Origin of the sequence: Pseudomonas fluorescens, assembly GCF_902497995.1 — a bacterium.
GTDB lineage: Bacteria > Pseudomonadota > Gammaproteobacteria > Pseudomonadales > Pseudomonadaceae > Aquipseudomonas > Aquipseudomonas fluorescens_BK.
On record NZ_CABVII010000021.1, the window covers coordinates 119,702 to 132,380 of the forward strand.

The 12,679-nt window shown below is 59.8% G+C and carries 15 protein-coding genes; 10 read left to right on the top strand and 5 right to left on the bottom strand.

All coding sequences use genetic code 11. The features are described from left to right. The first annotated feature begins 122 nt into the window (after positions 1 to 122). The 6 genes from hisB (at position 123) to F8N80_RS23040 (ending at position 4,006) form a co-directional block, all read left to right on the top strand. On the top strand, positions 123 to 716 hold the full coding sequence (hisB, locus tag F8N80_RS23015; protein WP_128873795.1) for an imidazoleglycerol-phosphate dehydratase HisB: 594 nt from the start codon (positions 123 to 125) through the stop codon (positions 714 to 716). Beyond that, a complete protein-coding gene (gene hisH, locus F8N80_RS23020; RefSeq protein WP_090176778.1) occupies positions 716 to 1,354 on the top strand; it encodes an imidazole glycerol phosphate synthase subunit HisH in 639 nt (212 codons plus the stop codon). The genes hisB and hisH overlap by 1 nt, the downstream gene beginning before the upstream one ends. Beyond that, positions 1,354 to 1,611 (top strand): DUF2164 domain-containing protein, encoded by a 258-nt coding sequence (locus tag F8N80_RS23025; protein ID WP_050682512.1) that lies wholly within the window; start codon positions 1,354 to 1,356, stop codon positions 1,609 to 1,611. Before hisH ends, F8N80_RS23025 begins: the two co-directional genes overlap by 1 nt. Positions 1,612 to 1,653: 42 nt before the next feature. Beyond that, positions 1,654 to 2,391, top strand: a complete 738-nt coding sequence (hisA, locus tag F8N80_RS23030) for a 1-(5-phosphoribosyl)-5-[(5-phosphoribosylamino)methylideneamino]imidazole-4-carboxamide isomerase (protein WP_150763335.1) — start codon at positions 1,654 to 1,656, stop codon at positions 2,389 to 2,391. A gap of 9 nt (positions 2,392 to 2,400) precedes the next feature. Beyond that, positions 2,401 to 3,171, top strand: coding sequence for an imidazole glycerol phosphate synthase subunit HisF (gene hisF / locus F8N80_RS23035; protein ID WP_007949037.1), 771 nt, complete (start codon positions 2,401 to 2,403; stop codon positions 3,169 to 3,171). Between the two features lie 79 nt (positions 3,172 to 3,250). Continuing rightward, positions 3,251 to 4,006, top strand: coding sequence for a substrate-binding periplasmic protein (locus F8N80_RS23040; protein ID WP_150744885.1), 756 nt, complete (start codon positions 3,251 to 3,253; stop codon positions 4,004 to 4,006). A gap of 126 nt (positions 4,007 to 4,132) precedes the next feature. On the opposite strand, the gene F8N80_RS23045 is transcribed toward F8N80_RS23040, so the two are convergent. The 4 genes from F8N80_RS23045 to gpmI form a co-directional block, all read right to left on the bottom strand. Beyond that, positions 4,133 to 4,915: a divergent polysaccharide deacetylase family protein gene (locus F8N80_RS23045; protein ID WP_150744886.1), complete on the bottom strand. Its 783-nt coding sequence runs from the start codon at positions 4,913 to 4,915 to the stop codon at positions 4,133 to 4,135. 1 nt (position 4,916) lies between these two features. Further along, positions 4,917 to 6,236, bottom strand: coding sequence for a S41 family peptidase (locus F8N80_RS23050; RefSeq protein WP_150744887.1), 1,320 nt, complete (start codon positions 6,234 to 6,236; stop codon positions 4,917 to 4,919). Between the two features lie 34 nt (positions 6,237 to 6,270). After that, positions 6,271 to 7,581, bottom strand: a complete 1,311-nt coding sequence (locus tag F8N80_RS23055; RefSeq protein WP_150784762.1) for a murein hydrolase activator EnvC family protein — start codon at positions 7,579 to 7,581, stop codon at positions 6,271 to 6,273. 240 nt (positions 7,582 to 7,821) lie between these two features. Beyond that, positions 7,822 to 9,351 (bottom strand): 2,3-bisphosphoglycerate-independent phosphoglycerate mutase, encoded by a 1,530-nt coding sequence (gene gpmI / locus F8N80_RS23065; RefSeq protein WP_150784763.1) that lies wholly within the window; start codon positions 9,349 to 9,351, stop codon positions 7,822 to 7,824. A gap of 154 nt (positions 9,352 to 9,505) precedes the next feature. On the opposite strand from gpmI, the gene F8N80_RS23070 reads away from it, so the two are divergent. Genes F8N80_RS23070 through secB form a run of 3 tightly spaced genes read left to right on the top strand, consistent with a single transcriptional unit; the run spans position 9,506 to position 10,702 of the window. Next, positions 9,506 to 9,919, top strand: coding sequence for a rhodanese-like domain-containing protein (locus F8N80_RS23070; RefSeq protein ID WP_150744890.1), 414 nt, complete (start codon positions 9,506 to 9,508; stop codon positions 9,917 to 9,919). A gap of 1 nt (position 9,920) precedes the next feature. Continuing rightward, positions 9,921 to 10,175, top strand: a complete 255-nt coding sequence (grxC, locus tag F8N80_RS23075; RefSeq protein ID WP_150784764.1) for a glutaredoxin 3 — start codon at positions 9,921 to 9,923, stop codon at positions 10,173 to 10,175. Between the two features lie 41 nt (positions 10,176 to 10,216). Next, on the top strand, positions 10,217 to 10,702 hold the full coding sequence (gene secB / locus F8N80_RS23080) for a protein-export chaperone SecB (protein WP_064675449.1): 486 nt from the start codon (positions 10,217 to 10,219) through the stop codon (positions 10,700 to 10,702). Positions 10,703 to 10,832: 130 nt separating this feature from the next. On the opposite strand, the gene F8N80_RS23085 is transcribed toward secB, so the two are convergent. Then, complete coding sequence (locus tag F8N80_RS23085; RefSeq protein WP_007949025.1) at positions 10,833 to 11,288, bottom strand: tRNA (cytidine(34)-2'-O)-methyltransferase; 456 nt, start codon at positions 11,286 to 11,288, stop codon at positions 10,833 to 10,835. Between F8N80_RS23085 and F8N80_RS23090 the strand changes: the two genes are divergently transcribed. Next, on the top strand, positions 11,287 to 11,727 hold the full coding sequence (locus F8N80_RS23090; RefSeq protein ID WP_150744892.1) for a hypothetical protein: 441 nt from the start codon (positions 11,287 to 11,289) through the stop codon (positions 11,725 to 11,727). The two genes, F8N80_RS23085 and F8N80_RS23090, sit on opposite strands and share 2 nt — an antisense overlap. Positions 11,728 to 12,679 lie beyond the last annotated feature (952 nt).

The following is a 12,679-nucleotide window of genomic DNA, read 5'->3' on the forward strand; positions in this document are numbered from 1 at the left end:
CATGTCTATCGCCGATGGCACTGAATTCAGTCCGTCAGTGATATCACCTCCCATGTTTCTGTTTCCGGCCCGCGCCCCTATAATGGTTGCCTTTTTCGCCCAATGATTTTGCGGAGCTGGTGATGGCCGAACGTAAGGCGTCAGTCGAGCGCGACACTCTGGAAACCCAGATCAAAGCCTCGATCAACCTGGATGGCACCGGAAAGGCCCGATTTGATATCGGTGTTCCTTTTCTTGAGCACATGCTGGACCAGATCGCCCGTCACGGGCTGATCGACCTGGATATTGTCAGCAAGGGCGACCTGCATATCGACGACCACCACACGGTGGAAGATGTCGGTATCACCCTGGGTCAGGCCTTCACCAAAGCCATCGGCGACAAGAAAGGCATCCGTCGCTACGGCCATGCCTACGTGCCGCTCGATGAAGCGCTGTCGCGCGTGGTGATCGACTTCTCCGGCCGTCCGGGCCTGCAGATGCATGTTCCTTTTACCCGCGCCACCGTCGGCGGTTTTGACGTTGATCTGTTCCAGGAATTCTTCCAGGGCTTCGTCAACCACGCCAACGTCAGCCTGCACATCGACAATCTGCGTGGGCACAACACCCACCACCAGATCGAGACCGTGTTCAAGGCTTTCGGCCGCGCACTGCGCATGGCCGTAGAGCTGGATGACCGCATGGCCGGTCAGATGCCGTCGACCAAAGGCGTTCTGTAATGCAGACGGTTGCGGTTATCGATTACGGCATGGGCAACCTGCACTCGGTGGCCAAGGCCCTCGAGCACGTCGGTGCCGGCAAGGTCTTGATCACCAGCGATGCCGATGTGATTCGCGAAGCCGACCGGGTGGTATTCCCCGGCGTCGGCGCGATTCGCGATTGCATGGCGGAGATCCGTCGTTTGGGTTTCGATTCGCTGGTGCGTGAAGTCAGCCAGGACCGTCCGTTCCTCGGCATCTGCGTCGGCATGCAAGCCTTGCTCGACAGCAGTGAAGAGAACGACGGCGTCGACTGCATCGGCCTGTTCCCGGGCGCGGTGAAGTTCTTCGGCAAGGATCTGCATGAAGACGGCGAGCACCTGAAAGTGCCGCACATGGGCTGGAACGAAGTGAAGCAGACGGTGAGTCACCCGCTGTGGCACAACATCCCGGACCTGGCGCGTTTCTACTTCGTGCACAGCTACTACATCGCTGCCGGCAATGCGCGGCAAGTGGTGGGTGGCGGTCACTACGGTGTCGATTTCGCTGCGGCGCTGGCCGATGGCTCGCGTTTCGCCGTGCAGTTCCACCCGGAGAAGAGCCATACCCATGGCCTGCAATTGCTGCAGAACTTCGCCGCGTGGGATGGTCGCTGGTAATGGCCGTCAAGAAGAAGCCGCCGATCCTGACCCTCACTCCCGAACAGGAGAACGAGGCCAACCAGAAGATCAAACGCTTTATGGAGGATCGCTTCGAACTGGACCTGGGTTCGTTCGAAGCGGCCGAAATCCTTGAGCTGTTTACCCGTGAAATTGCGCCGCACTATTACAACAGGGCGATTTTCGATGTGCAGACGCACCTCAAAGAGAGGTTCGAAAGCATCGAAAGCGACCTGTGGGCGCTCGAGAAAAACTGATTTTCGAGCGAAGCTGAACAATCGAATTTGAAGGTTTGCCAGATGCTGATTATTCCCGCTATCGATCTTAAAGACGGTGCCTGTGTTCGTCTGCGCCAGGGCCGCATGGAAGATTCCACAGTGTTCTCCGATGATCCGGTGAGCATGGCTGCCAAGTGGGTGGAGGGCGGTTGCCGTCGTCTGCATCTGGTCGACCTGAACGGCGCCTTCGAAGGCCAGCCGGTCAACGGCGAAGTGGTCACCGCCATCGCCAGGCGCTACCCGAACCTGCCGATCCAGATCGGCGGCGGTATCCGTTCCCTGGAAACCATCGAACACTACGTGAAAGCGGGCGTGAGCTACGTCATCATCGGCACCAAAGCCGTGAAAGATCCGGCCTTCGTCGCCGAGGCCTGCCGCGCGTTCCCGGGCAAGGTGATTGTCGGTCTGGATGCCAAAGACGGTTTTGTCGCCACTGACGGCTGGGCTGAAATCAGCACCATTCAGGTGATCGACCTGGCCAAGCAGTTCGAAGCCGACGGCGTGTCCGCGATCGTTTATACCGACATCGCCAAAGACGGCATGATGCAGGGCTGCAATGTACCGTTCACCGCTGCGCTGGCTGCCGCGACGAAAATTCCGGTCATTGCTTCCGGCGGTATCCACAATCTGGGTGACATCAAGTCGCTGCTCGACGCCAAGGCGCCAGGCATCATCGGCGCCATCACTGGCCGGGCGATTTACGAAGGCACTCTCGATGTCGCTGAAGCGCAAGCTTTCTGCGATTCGTACAAAGGCTGAGGACTGACCATGGCGCTGGCCAAACGCATCATCCCTTGCCTGGACGTGGATAACGGCCGGGTGGTCAAGGGCGTCAAGTTCGAGAACATCCGCGATGCCGGCGACCCGGTGGAAATCGCCCGTCGTTACGACGAGCAGGGTGCCGACGAGATTACCTTTCTCGACATCACCGCCAGCGTCGACGGTCGCGACACCACGTTGCACACCGTCGAACGCATGGCCAGCCAGGTGTTCATCCCGCTGACCGTGGGTGGCGGCGTTCGCACCGTGCAGGACATTCGTAATCTGCTGAATGCCGGTGCGGACAAGGTTTCGATCAACACCGCTGCAGTATTCAATCCGGAGTTCGTTGGCGAAGCGGCGCAGCATTTCGGTTCGCAATGCATTGTCGTTGCCATCGACGCCAAGAAAGTTTCACTGCCGGGCGAAACCCCGCGCTGGGAAATTTTCACCCACGGCGGCCGCAAACCCACCGGTCTCGACGCGGTGGAGTGGGCGAAAAAAATGGAAGGCCTGGGTGCCGGTGAAATCCTGCTGACCAGCATGGACCAGGACGGCATGAAAAACGGCTTTGACCTGGGCGTCACCCGTGCCATCAGCGATGCCCTGGGCATTCCGGTCATCGCCTCCGGCGGCGTCGGCAATCTGCAGCACCTGGCCGACGGCATTCTCGAAGGCCACGCCAGTGCGGTGTTGGCGGCGAGTATTTTTCACTTTGGCGAATACACTGTGCAGGAAGCCAAGGCCTACATGGCTCATCGCGGAATCGTAATGCGCTAAAACAAATCGATGCAGGCCAGTGGACAGCATGGCGGGCTCAAGGCACTCTTGAGCACGCCATGGATTTCGGTAGCCAGACATGCTTAGACGCCTTCTCCTTGCCCTTGCCAGCGCTTCTCTACTGCTCGTCAGCGAGGCTCATGCGGTAGAAAATCTCGACACCGACCTGGTGCTGCTGACGGAAAATTTCCCGCCCTACAACATGGCAAAGAACGGCAAGAATTTCGCTCAGGACGAGAACATCAATGGCATCGCCGTGGACATCGTCCGCGAGATGTTCAAGCGCGCCGACATCACCTACAGCTTGACGCTACGTTTCCCCTGGGAGCGGATCTACAAGATCGCCCTCGAGAAACCCGGTTATGGCGTGTTCGTAATGGCACGGTTGCCGCACCGCGAAAAGCTCTTCAAGTGGGTTGGCCCGATCGGCCCGGATGACTGGATCATGCTGGCGAAGGCTGACAGCAAGATCACCCTGGAGAGGCTGGATCAGGCGCGCAAATACAAGATCGGCGCCTACAAGGGCGATGCGATCGCCGAGACGCTGGCCAAGCAAGGCTTGAAGCCGATTGTTGTGTTGCGCGATCAGGACAACGCGAAAAAGCTGGTCAATGGCCAGATCGATCTATGGGCTACGGGTGACCCGGCGGGCCGGTATCTGGCTCGTCAGGACGGGGTGACCGGGCTCAAGACGGTGTTGCGATTCAACAGTGCCGAGTTGTACCTGGCATTGAACAGGAATGTGCCGGATGAGGTGGTGGCCAGGCTGCAGGCCGCGCTGGATCAGCTGCGCAAGGAAGGCGTGGTCGACGACATCATGGCGCGGTATCTCTGATACCCACCAATCTAATGTGGGAGCGGGCTTGCTCGCGAATACGGTGTGTCAGACAACTATGATATTGACTGACACTGCGCATTCGCGAGCAAGCCCGCTCCCACATTAGAGCTGCGGTGTTGGCGGTTAGCGGTACACGCCGTCCTTGCCGTGGGCAGCCGTTGCACGGTTGCCGCGCACGCTGATCATCTGCTTGATATCGATCCACTCAATCCCCTGGGCCTTGAGCTTGGGCAATTCACGCTCCAGCACCGCCAACGTCTGCGGATACGGATGCCCGATCATCACTGCCGAACCCTGCTTGCGCGCCAGGCTGATTGCTGACTGTAGCTGCGTGAGGATCGCCGCTTCCGTTGGCTCGTCATCCAGAAACACATCCCGCGAAACGCTCGCCAATGCAATCTTCTGCGCTTGGGCCGCCGCGACGGTCTGCGCGCTGGTGCGGCTGTCGACGAAAAATTTGTGCCGACGCTGCAAGTCAGCCATCAACCAGGCCATGGCAACCGGTTGAGCGGTCATGCGGCTGCCCATGTGGTTGTTGATGCCAGCCGTATAGGGCACGACCTTGAATGCCGCATTCAGCCGCTTCTCAAGTTCTTCGATGGGTAGCTCTGGATGCCAGGCGAACGGCCCGGTGGCCGGAGCCATGGGCATGTGCAGAATGACGATCTTGCCGGCGCGATGGGCTTCGCGAGCGAACTCGGTGGCGTGGGGTGTATCGGGCATGATTGCCGTGGTGACCGGGCCAGGCAGGGCCAGCACGCGGCGATCCTGGTGCAGGTTCTGCCCCAGGTCATCGATGATCAGGCTCAGGTAAGCCTTCTGAGGGCTGGCCGCTGTCGCGACAGGCGTTGCGTGAGCAACACCCGCCAGACAGCACAACAGAGCGAGGTAAAACCGCAAGCGCATCTCAGCGGCCAGAGGTGATGCTCAGCCCTTTGAGCAGGCTCAGGGCCTGGGCCAATTGATAATCGTCATCCTGCGGCATCGCCTTGGCTTTGCCGCCGGAGCCGGTAGGCTTGTCGGCGCCGCCGTTGCCATTGCCCAGGTGGCCTTGCAGATCGGCTTCCTTGAAGTACTCGCCGTCTTGCTCGCTGGTGATCTTGGCCCTGCGCACTTCGATGTCCGGGACGATGCCCTGCGCCTGGATCGAGCGGCCGTTCGGCGTGTAGTACAGCGCCGTGGTGATTTTCAGTGCGCGCTCGTTATTGAGCGGCAGCACGGTCTGCACCGAGCCTTTGCCGAAACTGGTGGTGCCCATCACTACCGCACGCTTCTGATCCTGCAAGGCGCCGGCGACGATTTCCGAAGCCGAGGCACTGCCGCCGTTGATCAGCGCGACCATGGGCACGGCTTCGCTTTCGTCCTTGCCGGTGGCGGAGAAGCGCAGTTCGGAGTTGGCGATACGGCCTTTGGTGTAAACGATCAAGCCCTTGGTGATGAAGTGGTCGACCACTTCCACCGCCGCTTGCAGCACGCCGCCCGGGTTGTTACGCAGGTCGAGGATGATACCGTTGAGCTTCTTGCCATTGTCCTTGCGCAGCTTGGCCAAGGCCTTGGAAACCTCTTCGCCGGTCTTGACCTGGAACTGGGTGATGCGGATGTAGCCGTAGCCGGACTCCAGCAGCTGGCTCTTCACGCTCTTCACTTGAATGATGGCGCGGGCCAGGGTCACGTCGAACGGCGTGCCGCCGTCGCGCACCAGCGTCAGGGTGATTTTCTGGCCGATCTTGCCACGCATCTTTTCCACGGCTTCGGTCATGCTCTGGCCGCGGGTTGGTTGACCGTTGATCTTGACGATGAAGTCGCCCGCCTGAATGCCGGCCTTGGACGCCGGGGTGTCATCGATTGGCGAAACTACCTTGATGAAGCCGTCTTCGGCCCCGACTTCGATGCCCAGGCCGCCGAATTCGCCGCTGGTGCTTTCCTGCAATTCAGCGAAGTCTTCCGGGCCCAGGTAGGCGGAGTGCGGGTCCAGGTTGCTGAGCATGCCTTTGATCGCATTTTCCAGCAGGGTCTTGTCGTCCACCGGTTCGACATAGGCCGCCTTGATCCGATCCATGACCTCGGCGAAGGTGCGCAACTCTTCCAGAGGCAATGGCGCCTTGGTGGTCGCAGCCGTGCCCGCAGGCGCGACCGCCGGGGCCGGTTGAGCGGCGAACGCCAGAGGCGCGCCGATCACCAGGGCGATCGTCAGGGCCAGCGAGGTAAGGCGGGACAAATGCAGCATGTCGAACGAACTCCTAATGTAGGTGACTCAGCGCCTATCCTTGCGCGCGGCACCATTGTGCCGGATCACTCGGGTGACCCTGCTGACGAATAGCGAAATACAGCGCTGATGTGTCCTGTCCGCCACTGTTGCCGACGGTGGAAATGGGCTCACCGGCTTTTACCACGTCACCCGCAGACTTGAGCAGCGTCTGGTTGTGGCCGTAAAGACTCAAAAACCCGTTGCCGTGGTCGAGGATCACCAGCAGCCCGGCGCCACGCAACCAGTCGGCGAACACCACGCGACCGCCATGCACGGCGTGTACCTGGCTGCCGGCGGAGGCGCTGATCATCACGCCGTCCCACTTGGTGCGGGCGTCGTCGCCACGGGTCTCGCCAAAGCGGGCCAGCAGTCGACCATCAACTGGCCAGGGAAGTTTTCCCCGGCTTGAAGCAAAAGGGCCACCAAAGGTTTCGCCTGAACTGGACACCAGTGCGCCGGGTGTCGGTCTGACAGGTTTGCGTGGGGCATCAGAGGCGTCTGCTTGCGCCTGAGCCTCACGTAAACGCTTTTTTTCCGCTTCCTGCTGGGCGATCAGCGCTTTTTGCCGGGCTTCCTCTGCCTCGCGAGCCTCGCGAGCCTCGCGAGCCTGGCGAGCCAGGGTTTCCTCGATGGTTTTCAGGACATTGGACAGGTCCGCCTGATCTTGCTCGCGGGCGGCCAGTTTCTGATCGCGGGCCTTTACGTCGTTGTTCAGCTTGGCCAGGGCTTGCTGGCGCTCCTTGCGGACTTTGTCGAGTTCGTCGCGCTGGCTGTCGAGGCTGCTTTTCTGCACCAGCAGTTGCGCCTGCTGCATGTCGATGTCTTTTTCGACATTGGCCAGTTGGCGCAGGGTTTCATTAAAATTCTTCAACTGCTCCAGGCGAGCCTGGCTCAGGTAGTCGTAATAGGTGAGGGTTCGGGCGAATTTTTCCGGGTTCTGCTGGTTCAGCAGCAGCTTCAGGTACTCCTGACGGCCGTTCTGATAGGCCGCGCGGGCCTGAATGGCGATCAGTCGTTGCTGTTCAATGCGCGCGCTCTGGAGTTTTTTTTTCTCGGCATCGAGTCGCTGCAGCTCGGATTCGCTTTTCTGCAGCTCTTTTTGCAGGGCATCGACCTGCTTCTCGAGATTGCCCATCTCGGTCTCGGTGCCCTTGAGATCTTTTTGCACCCCGGACTTTTCTTCCTGCAACTTGCCCAGCAGCTTTTTCAGCTCGGCAATGTCCTGACGCGTGGCGTCCAACTGTTGTTGGGTTTGCGCGCGCTCGTCAGCGAAGGCCGGTTGGAGCAGGCAAGTCAGGGCAAGGGCTATCAGGACGCGAAGCATAAAGGCGGGTGATACCAGGGTAAGGGACGCCCTAGTATGCCCGCCAAGCGCTGCAAAAAAAACGCCCAATTGGGGCTGTGTGATGACTGGAACAGAGTTGCATCGAAAAACACCCCAAAACCACTGTGGGAGCGGGCTTGCTCGCGAATGCGGTGTGTCAGTCAGCATGGATGTTGACTGACACACCGCATTCGCGAGCAAGCCCGCTCCCACAGGGTTTAGTGGTGTTTGAAGGACGGATTACACCAGTATCGAAGTACCCGTCATTTCAGCCGGTTTCTCAAGGCCCATCAGCTTCAGCATCGTCGGTGCCACGTCCGCCAGCACGCCGCCTTCGCGAACCTTCAGGTCACGCTTGCCGACATAAATGAACGGCACCGGCTCGGTGGTGTGGGCGGTGTGCGCCTGGCCAGTGGATTCGTCGGACATTTGCTCGACGTTACCGTGGTCGGCGGTGATCAGCGCTTCGCCGCCAACTTTTTCCAGCGCGTCCACGATACGGCCAACGCACTGGTCCAGGCATTCGACAGCTTTGACGGCTGCGTCGAACACGCCGCTGTGACCGACCATGTCGCCGTTGGCATAGTTGACCACGATCACGTCATAACGTTGGTTGTCGATAGCGTCGACGATGCGGTCGGTGACTTCCGGTGCGCTCATCTCAGGCTGCAAGTCATAAGTGGCGACTTTTGGCGACGGGATCAGGATGCGTTCTTCGCCCGGGAATGGTTCTTCACGACCGCCGGAGAAGAAGAAGGTCACGTGAGCGTACTTCTCTGTTTCGGCAATGCGTAGCTGGGTCTTGCCGTTTTTCGCCAGGTAGTCGCCCAGCACGTTATCCAGGCTGCCAGCGGCGAAGGCCGATGGTGCGGGAATGCTGGCGGCGTATTGGGTCAGCATGACGAAGCCGGCCAGTTTTGGCTGGCGCGCACGTTCGAACTCAGAGAAATCGTCTTCGACGAACACGCGGGTCAGTTCGCGGGCGCGGTCGGCACGGAAGTTCATGAACACCACGGCGTCGCCGTCTTCGACCTTGACCGGCACACCGATGGACGTGGCCTTGACGAATTCGTCGCTCTCGCCACGTTCGTAGGCGGCTTGCAGGCCTTCCTGGGCGGTGGCGGCATTGTATTCGCCATTGCCATCGACGATCAGGTTGTAGGCCTGGGACACGCGGTCCCAACGGTTGTCGCGGTCCATGGCGAAGTAACGACCGATAATGCTGGCGATCCGACCTTTACCGAGGGCCTGGAAGCTTGCATCGAGCAGTTCGATGGACGACTGAGCGCTTTTCGGCGGAGTGTCGCGACCGTCGAGGAAGGCGTGCAGGTAGATTTTTTCAGCCCCGCGCTTGTACGCCAGTTCAGCCATGGCAACCAGATGATCCTGGTGGCTGTGAACGCCGCCATCGGACAGCAGACCCATGAAGTGCACGGCTTTACCAGCGGCGACGGCTTTATCGACGGCGGCGCAAATGGTCGGGTTCTCGAAAAACTCGCCATCACGGATCGATTTGGTCACGCGCGTGAAATCTTGATACACAACACGACCGGAACCGAGGTTCATGTGGCCGACTTCGGAGTTGCCCATCTGGCCGTCCGGCAGGCCGACGTCCATGCCGCTGCCCGAGATCAGGCCGTTCGGCACGGTGGCCCACAGGCGGTCCAGCACGGGCTTCTTCGCGGCAAAGATGGCGTTGGATTCAGGGCTCTCACTGTGACCGAAGCCGTCGAGGATGATCAGGACCAAAGGTTTAGGCGTGGTAGTCATGGATTCCGCTCGTGGCTGAGTTAAAAAGAGGGCGATGGAAAAGGGAGTGGCAGTTTAAAGCGAAGTTCCGGCCGCGTCACCGCCCGACGGGGTTTGGCCCACCATAGTGGCTGTGTATACTGGCCGACATTTTAACGCCCTGGAACCTCCTTCGATGGTTGCTCACCTGATTGAATTTGCCACTAACCACTATCTGCTCGTCGGTATCTTCGTCGTACTGCTGGCGTTGCTGATTGCCTATCAGATGCAAGGCGGCGGCCGCAGCCTGAGTACCGGTGAACTGACCGGCCTGGTCAACAAGGACGCGGGCGTTGTGATCGACATTCGTTCGAACAAGGATTTCGCCGCCGGCCACATTGTTGGCGCGTTGAACATTCCTCACGACAAACTGGCTGCTCGCGTCGGCGAACTGGAAAAGCACAAGGCCAAGACCATCATCCTGGTCGACGCCATGGGCCAGACCGCCGGCACCCATGCCCGCGAACTGATGAAATCCGGCTTCATCGCCGCCAAGCTGTCCGGCGGGATCTCCAGCTGGAAAGGCGACAACCTGCCGCTGGTGAAGTGATATGAGCAATGTCGTCGTCTATTCCAGCGATTACTGCGGCTATTGTTCGCGAGCCAAGCACCTGCTCGAGGGCAAAGGCGTGGCCTTCGAAGAGATCAAGGTCGATGGCAAGCCGCAGGTGCGCGCCGCCATGGCTCAGAAAGCGGGGCGCACATCCGTGCCGCAGATCTGGATCGGCAGCACTCACGTAGGCGGTTGTGATGATTTGTTTGCCCTTGAGCGCGCCGGCAAGCTCGACACCCTGCTCAAGGCCTGAATACCTTCCCTATAAGACCCCAAGATCAGAAAGGATCTGAGATGACTGACCAACAGAACACTGCAGCTAGCGAAGAAGAAACCGCACCGCAATTCTCCTTGCAGCGCATCTACGTACGTGACTTGTCCTTCGAAGCCCCGAAAAGCCCGGCGATCTTCCGCCAGCAGTGGGAACCGAGCGTCGGTCTGGATCTGAATACCCGTCAAAAGGCGCTGGAAAATGACTTCCACGAAGTCGTGCTGACCCTGTCCGTGACCGTGAAAAACGGTGACGAAGTGGCGTTCATCGCTGAAGTGCAACAGGCCGGGATCTTCCTGATCAAGAACCTGGACGACGCTTCGATGAGCCACACCCTGGGCGCGTTCTGCCCGAACATCCTGTTCCCGTACGCGCGCGAAACCCTGGATAGCCTGGTGACCCGCGGTTCGTTCCCGGCGCTGATGCTGGCTCCGGTGAACTTCGACGCGCTGTATGCACAGGAACTGCAACGCATGCAGGCGGCTGGCGAGACTCCGACCGTTCAATAAACGGTCCCGAGTCGAAGCAAGTCCAATGTGGGAGCGGGCTTGCTCGCGAAAGCGGTGTAACAGTCAACGAAGATGTTGAATGTTATGGCCCCTTCGCGAGCAAGCCCGCTCCCACATTCGTTATGTGGTGTTATTTAAAGCCGAGCTGGCGCCAGCCTTCGTAGACAGCAACGGCCACGGTGTTCGACAGGTTCAGGCTGCGGCAGCCTTCACGCATCGGCAGACGCAAGCGCTGTTCGCCGGGCAGGGCATCGAGCACTTCTGCCGGCAGGCCGCGGCTTTCCGGACCGAACAGGAACGCATCGCCCTCGGCGAAACTGGCATCGTGGAACGGCCGCGAGCCCTTGGTGGTAAAGGCGAAGAGGCGAGGATGGCCGAGGCTCTCCAGGCAGCTGGCGAGGTCTGCGTGACGCTGCAGGGTGGCATACTCGTGGTAATCGAGACCGGCCCGGCGCAGGCGCTTGTCGTCCATCTCGAAGCCCAGCGGCTCGATTAAATGCAGGTGGCAGCCGCTGTTGGCGCACAGCCTGATAACGTTGCCGGTATTCGGCGGAATTTCCGGTTGGAAAAGGATGACGTGAAACATGCACGGCTCCGAAGGTAAAGATGACCGGCATTCTACGCCGCCAGTGGACAACCGTTCGAAACTATTGCCGCGGGTGATGGCTTCGCTGGCGATTGTCGGGGTGATGGTGGGGCTGATGATTGGCCGTTTGACCGCCCCTGACCCCAGCGAATTGCAGCAGGTCGAGGTGACGAACGACGGACTGGTGGTGTGGTTCAACAATGAACCCAAGAGCCACGGCGAGTTCGTCGACGGCAGCCTGGCGCTGCTGTTCGAAGCTGAGGGCAAGGCGCAAAAGGGTCAACTCAAGCTCAACGACAGGCACGTGAACTGGCGGGTGCGCTTGAGTGATGGAGGGCTGTTGCTGACTGTGGTGGCGGCGCGGCCACTGCAGGGCGAGTGGGCCGGTAGCGAGGTCGATGACCGCTGGCGGCTGGAGATCCATCTCCAAGAGCAATAAAAGAGGGAATCCCCGGCCTGCCTGTACCAAGGTTCCCGAAACGGGAGGGCTCATGCATTTCGCTGTGAGCCCGGTGTAAAGAGGGAATCCCCGGCCTGCCTGTACCAAGGTTCCCGAAACGGGAGGGCTCATGCATTTCGCTGTGAGCCCGGTGTAAAGAGGGAATCCCCGGCCTGCCTGTACCAAGGTTCCCGAAACGGGAGGGCTCATGCATTTCGCTGTGAGCCCGGTGTAAAGAGGGAATCCCCGGCCTGCCTGTACCAAGGTTCCCGAAACGGGAGGGCTCATGCATTTCGCTGTGAGCCCGGTGTAAAGAGGGAATCCCCGGCCTGCCTGTACCAAGGTTCCCGAAACGGGAGGGCTCATGCATTTCGCTGTGAGCCCGGTGTAAAGAGGGAATCCCCGGCCTGCCTGTACCAAGGTTCCCGAAACGGGAGGGCTCATCGCTATTGCGCTGTGAGCCCGGTGTAAAGAGGGGAATCCCCGGCCTGCCTGTACCAAGGTTCCCGAAACGGGAGGGCTCATCGCTATTGCGCTGTGAGCCCGGTGTAAAGAGGGGAATCCCCGGCCTGCCTGTACCAAGGTCCCCGAAACTGGGTAGTGAATCGAATCACTGAAAGGACTATTGCAGGGGGCGTGCCAGGTTTTAATAAGTTGATACAGAAAGCTATCTGGTAGCGCTGAAAGCCCCGTAGTTAGGGGTTTTCGTGTTTTTTCGATAGGGGTTCGATTGCGAATGCAGGCGGGATTTTGGATCAGTTGATGTGCGCGATTGCGGTTCACGGTGCATTCAGTCGGTGCACGGCGGCCCCAAAAGCATCGCGGGCAAGCCCGCTTGTATGCTAGGACTTGAAGGGAGGAGAAGGGACAAAGCCCGATTCTGACTGTTGACGCAGTACAGATCCGTGGGAGATTTCGCCCCTCCTCCTTTCACCCAAGCGCCGATAAAGAA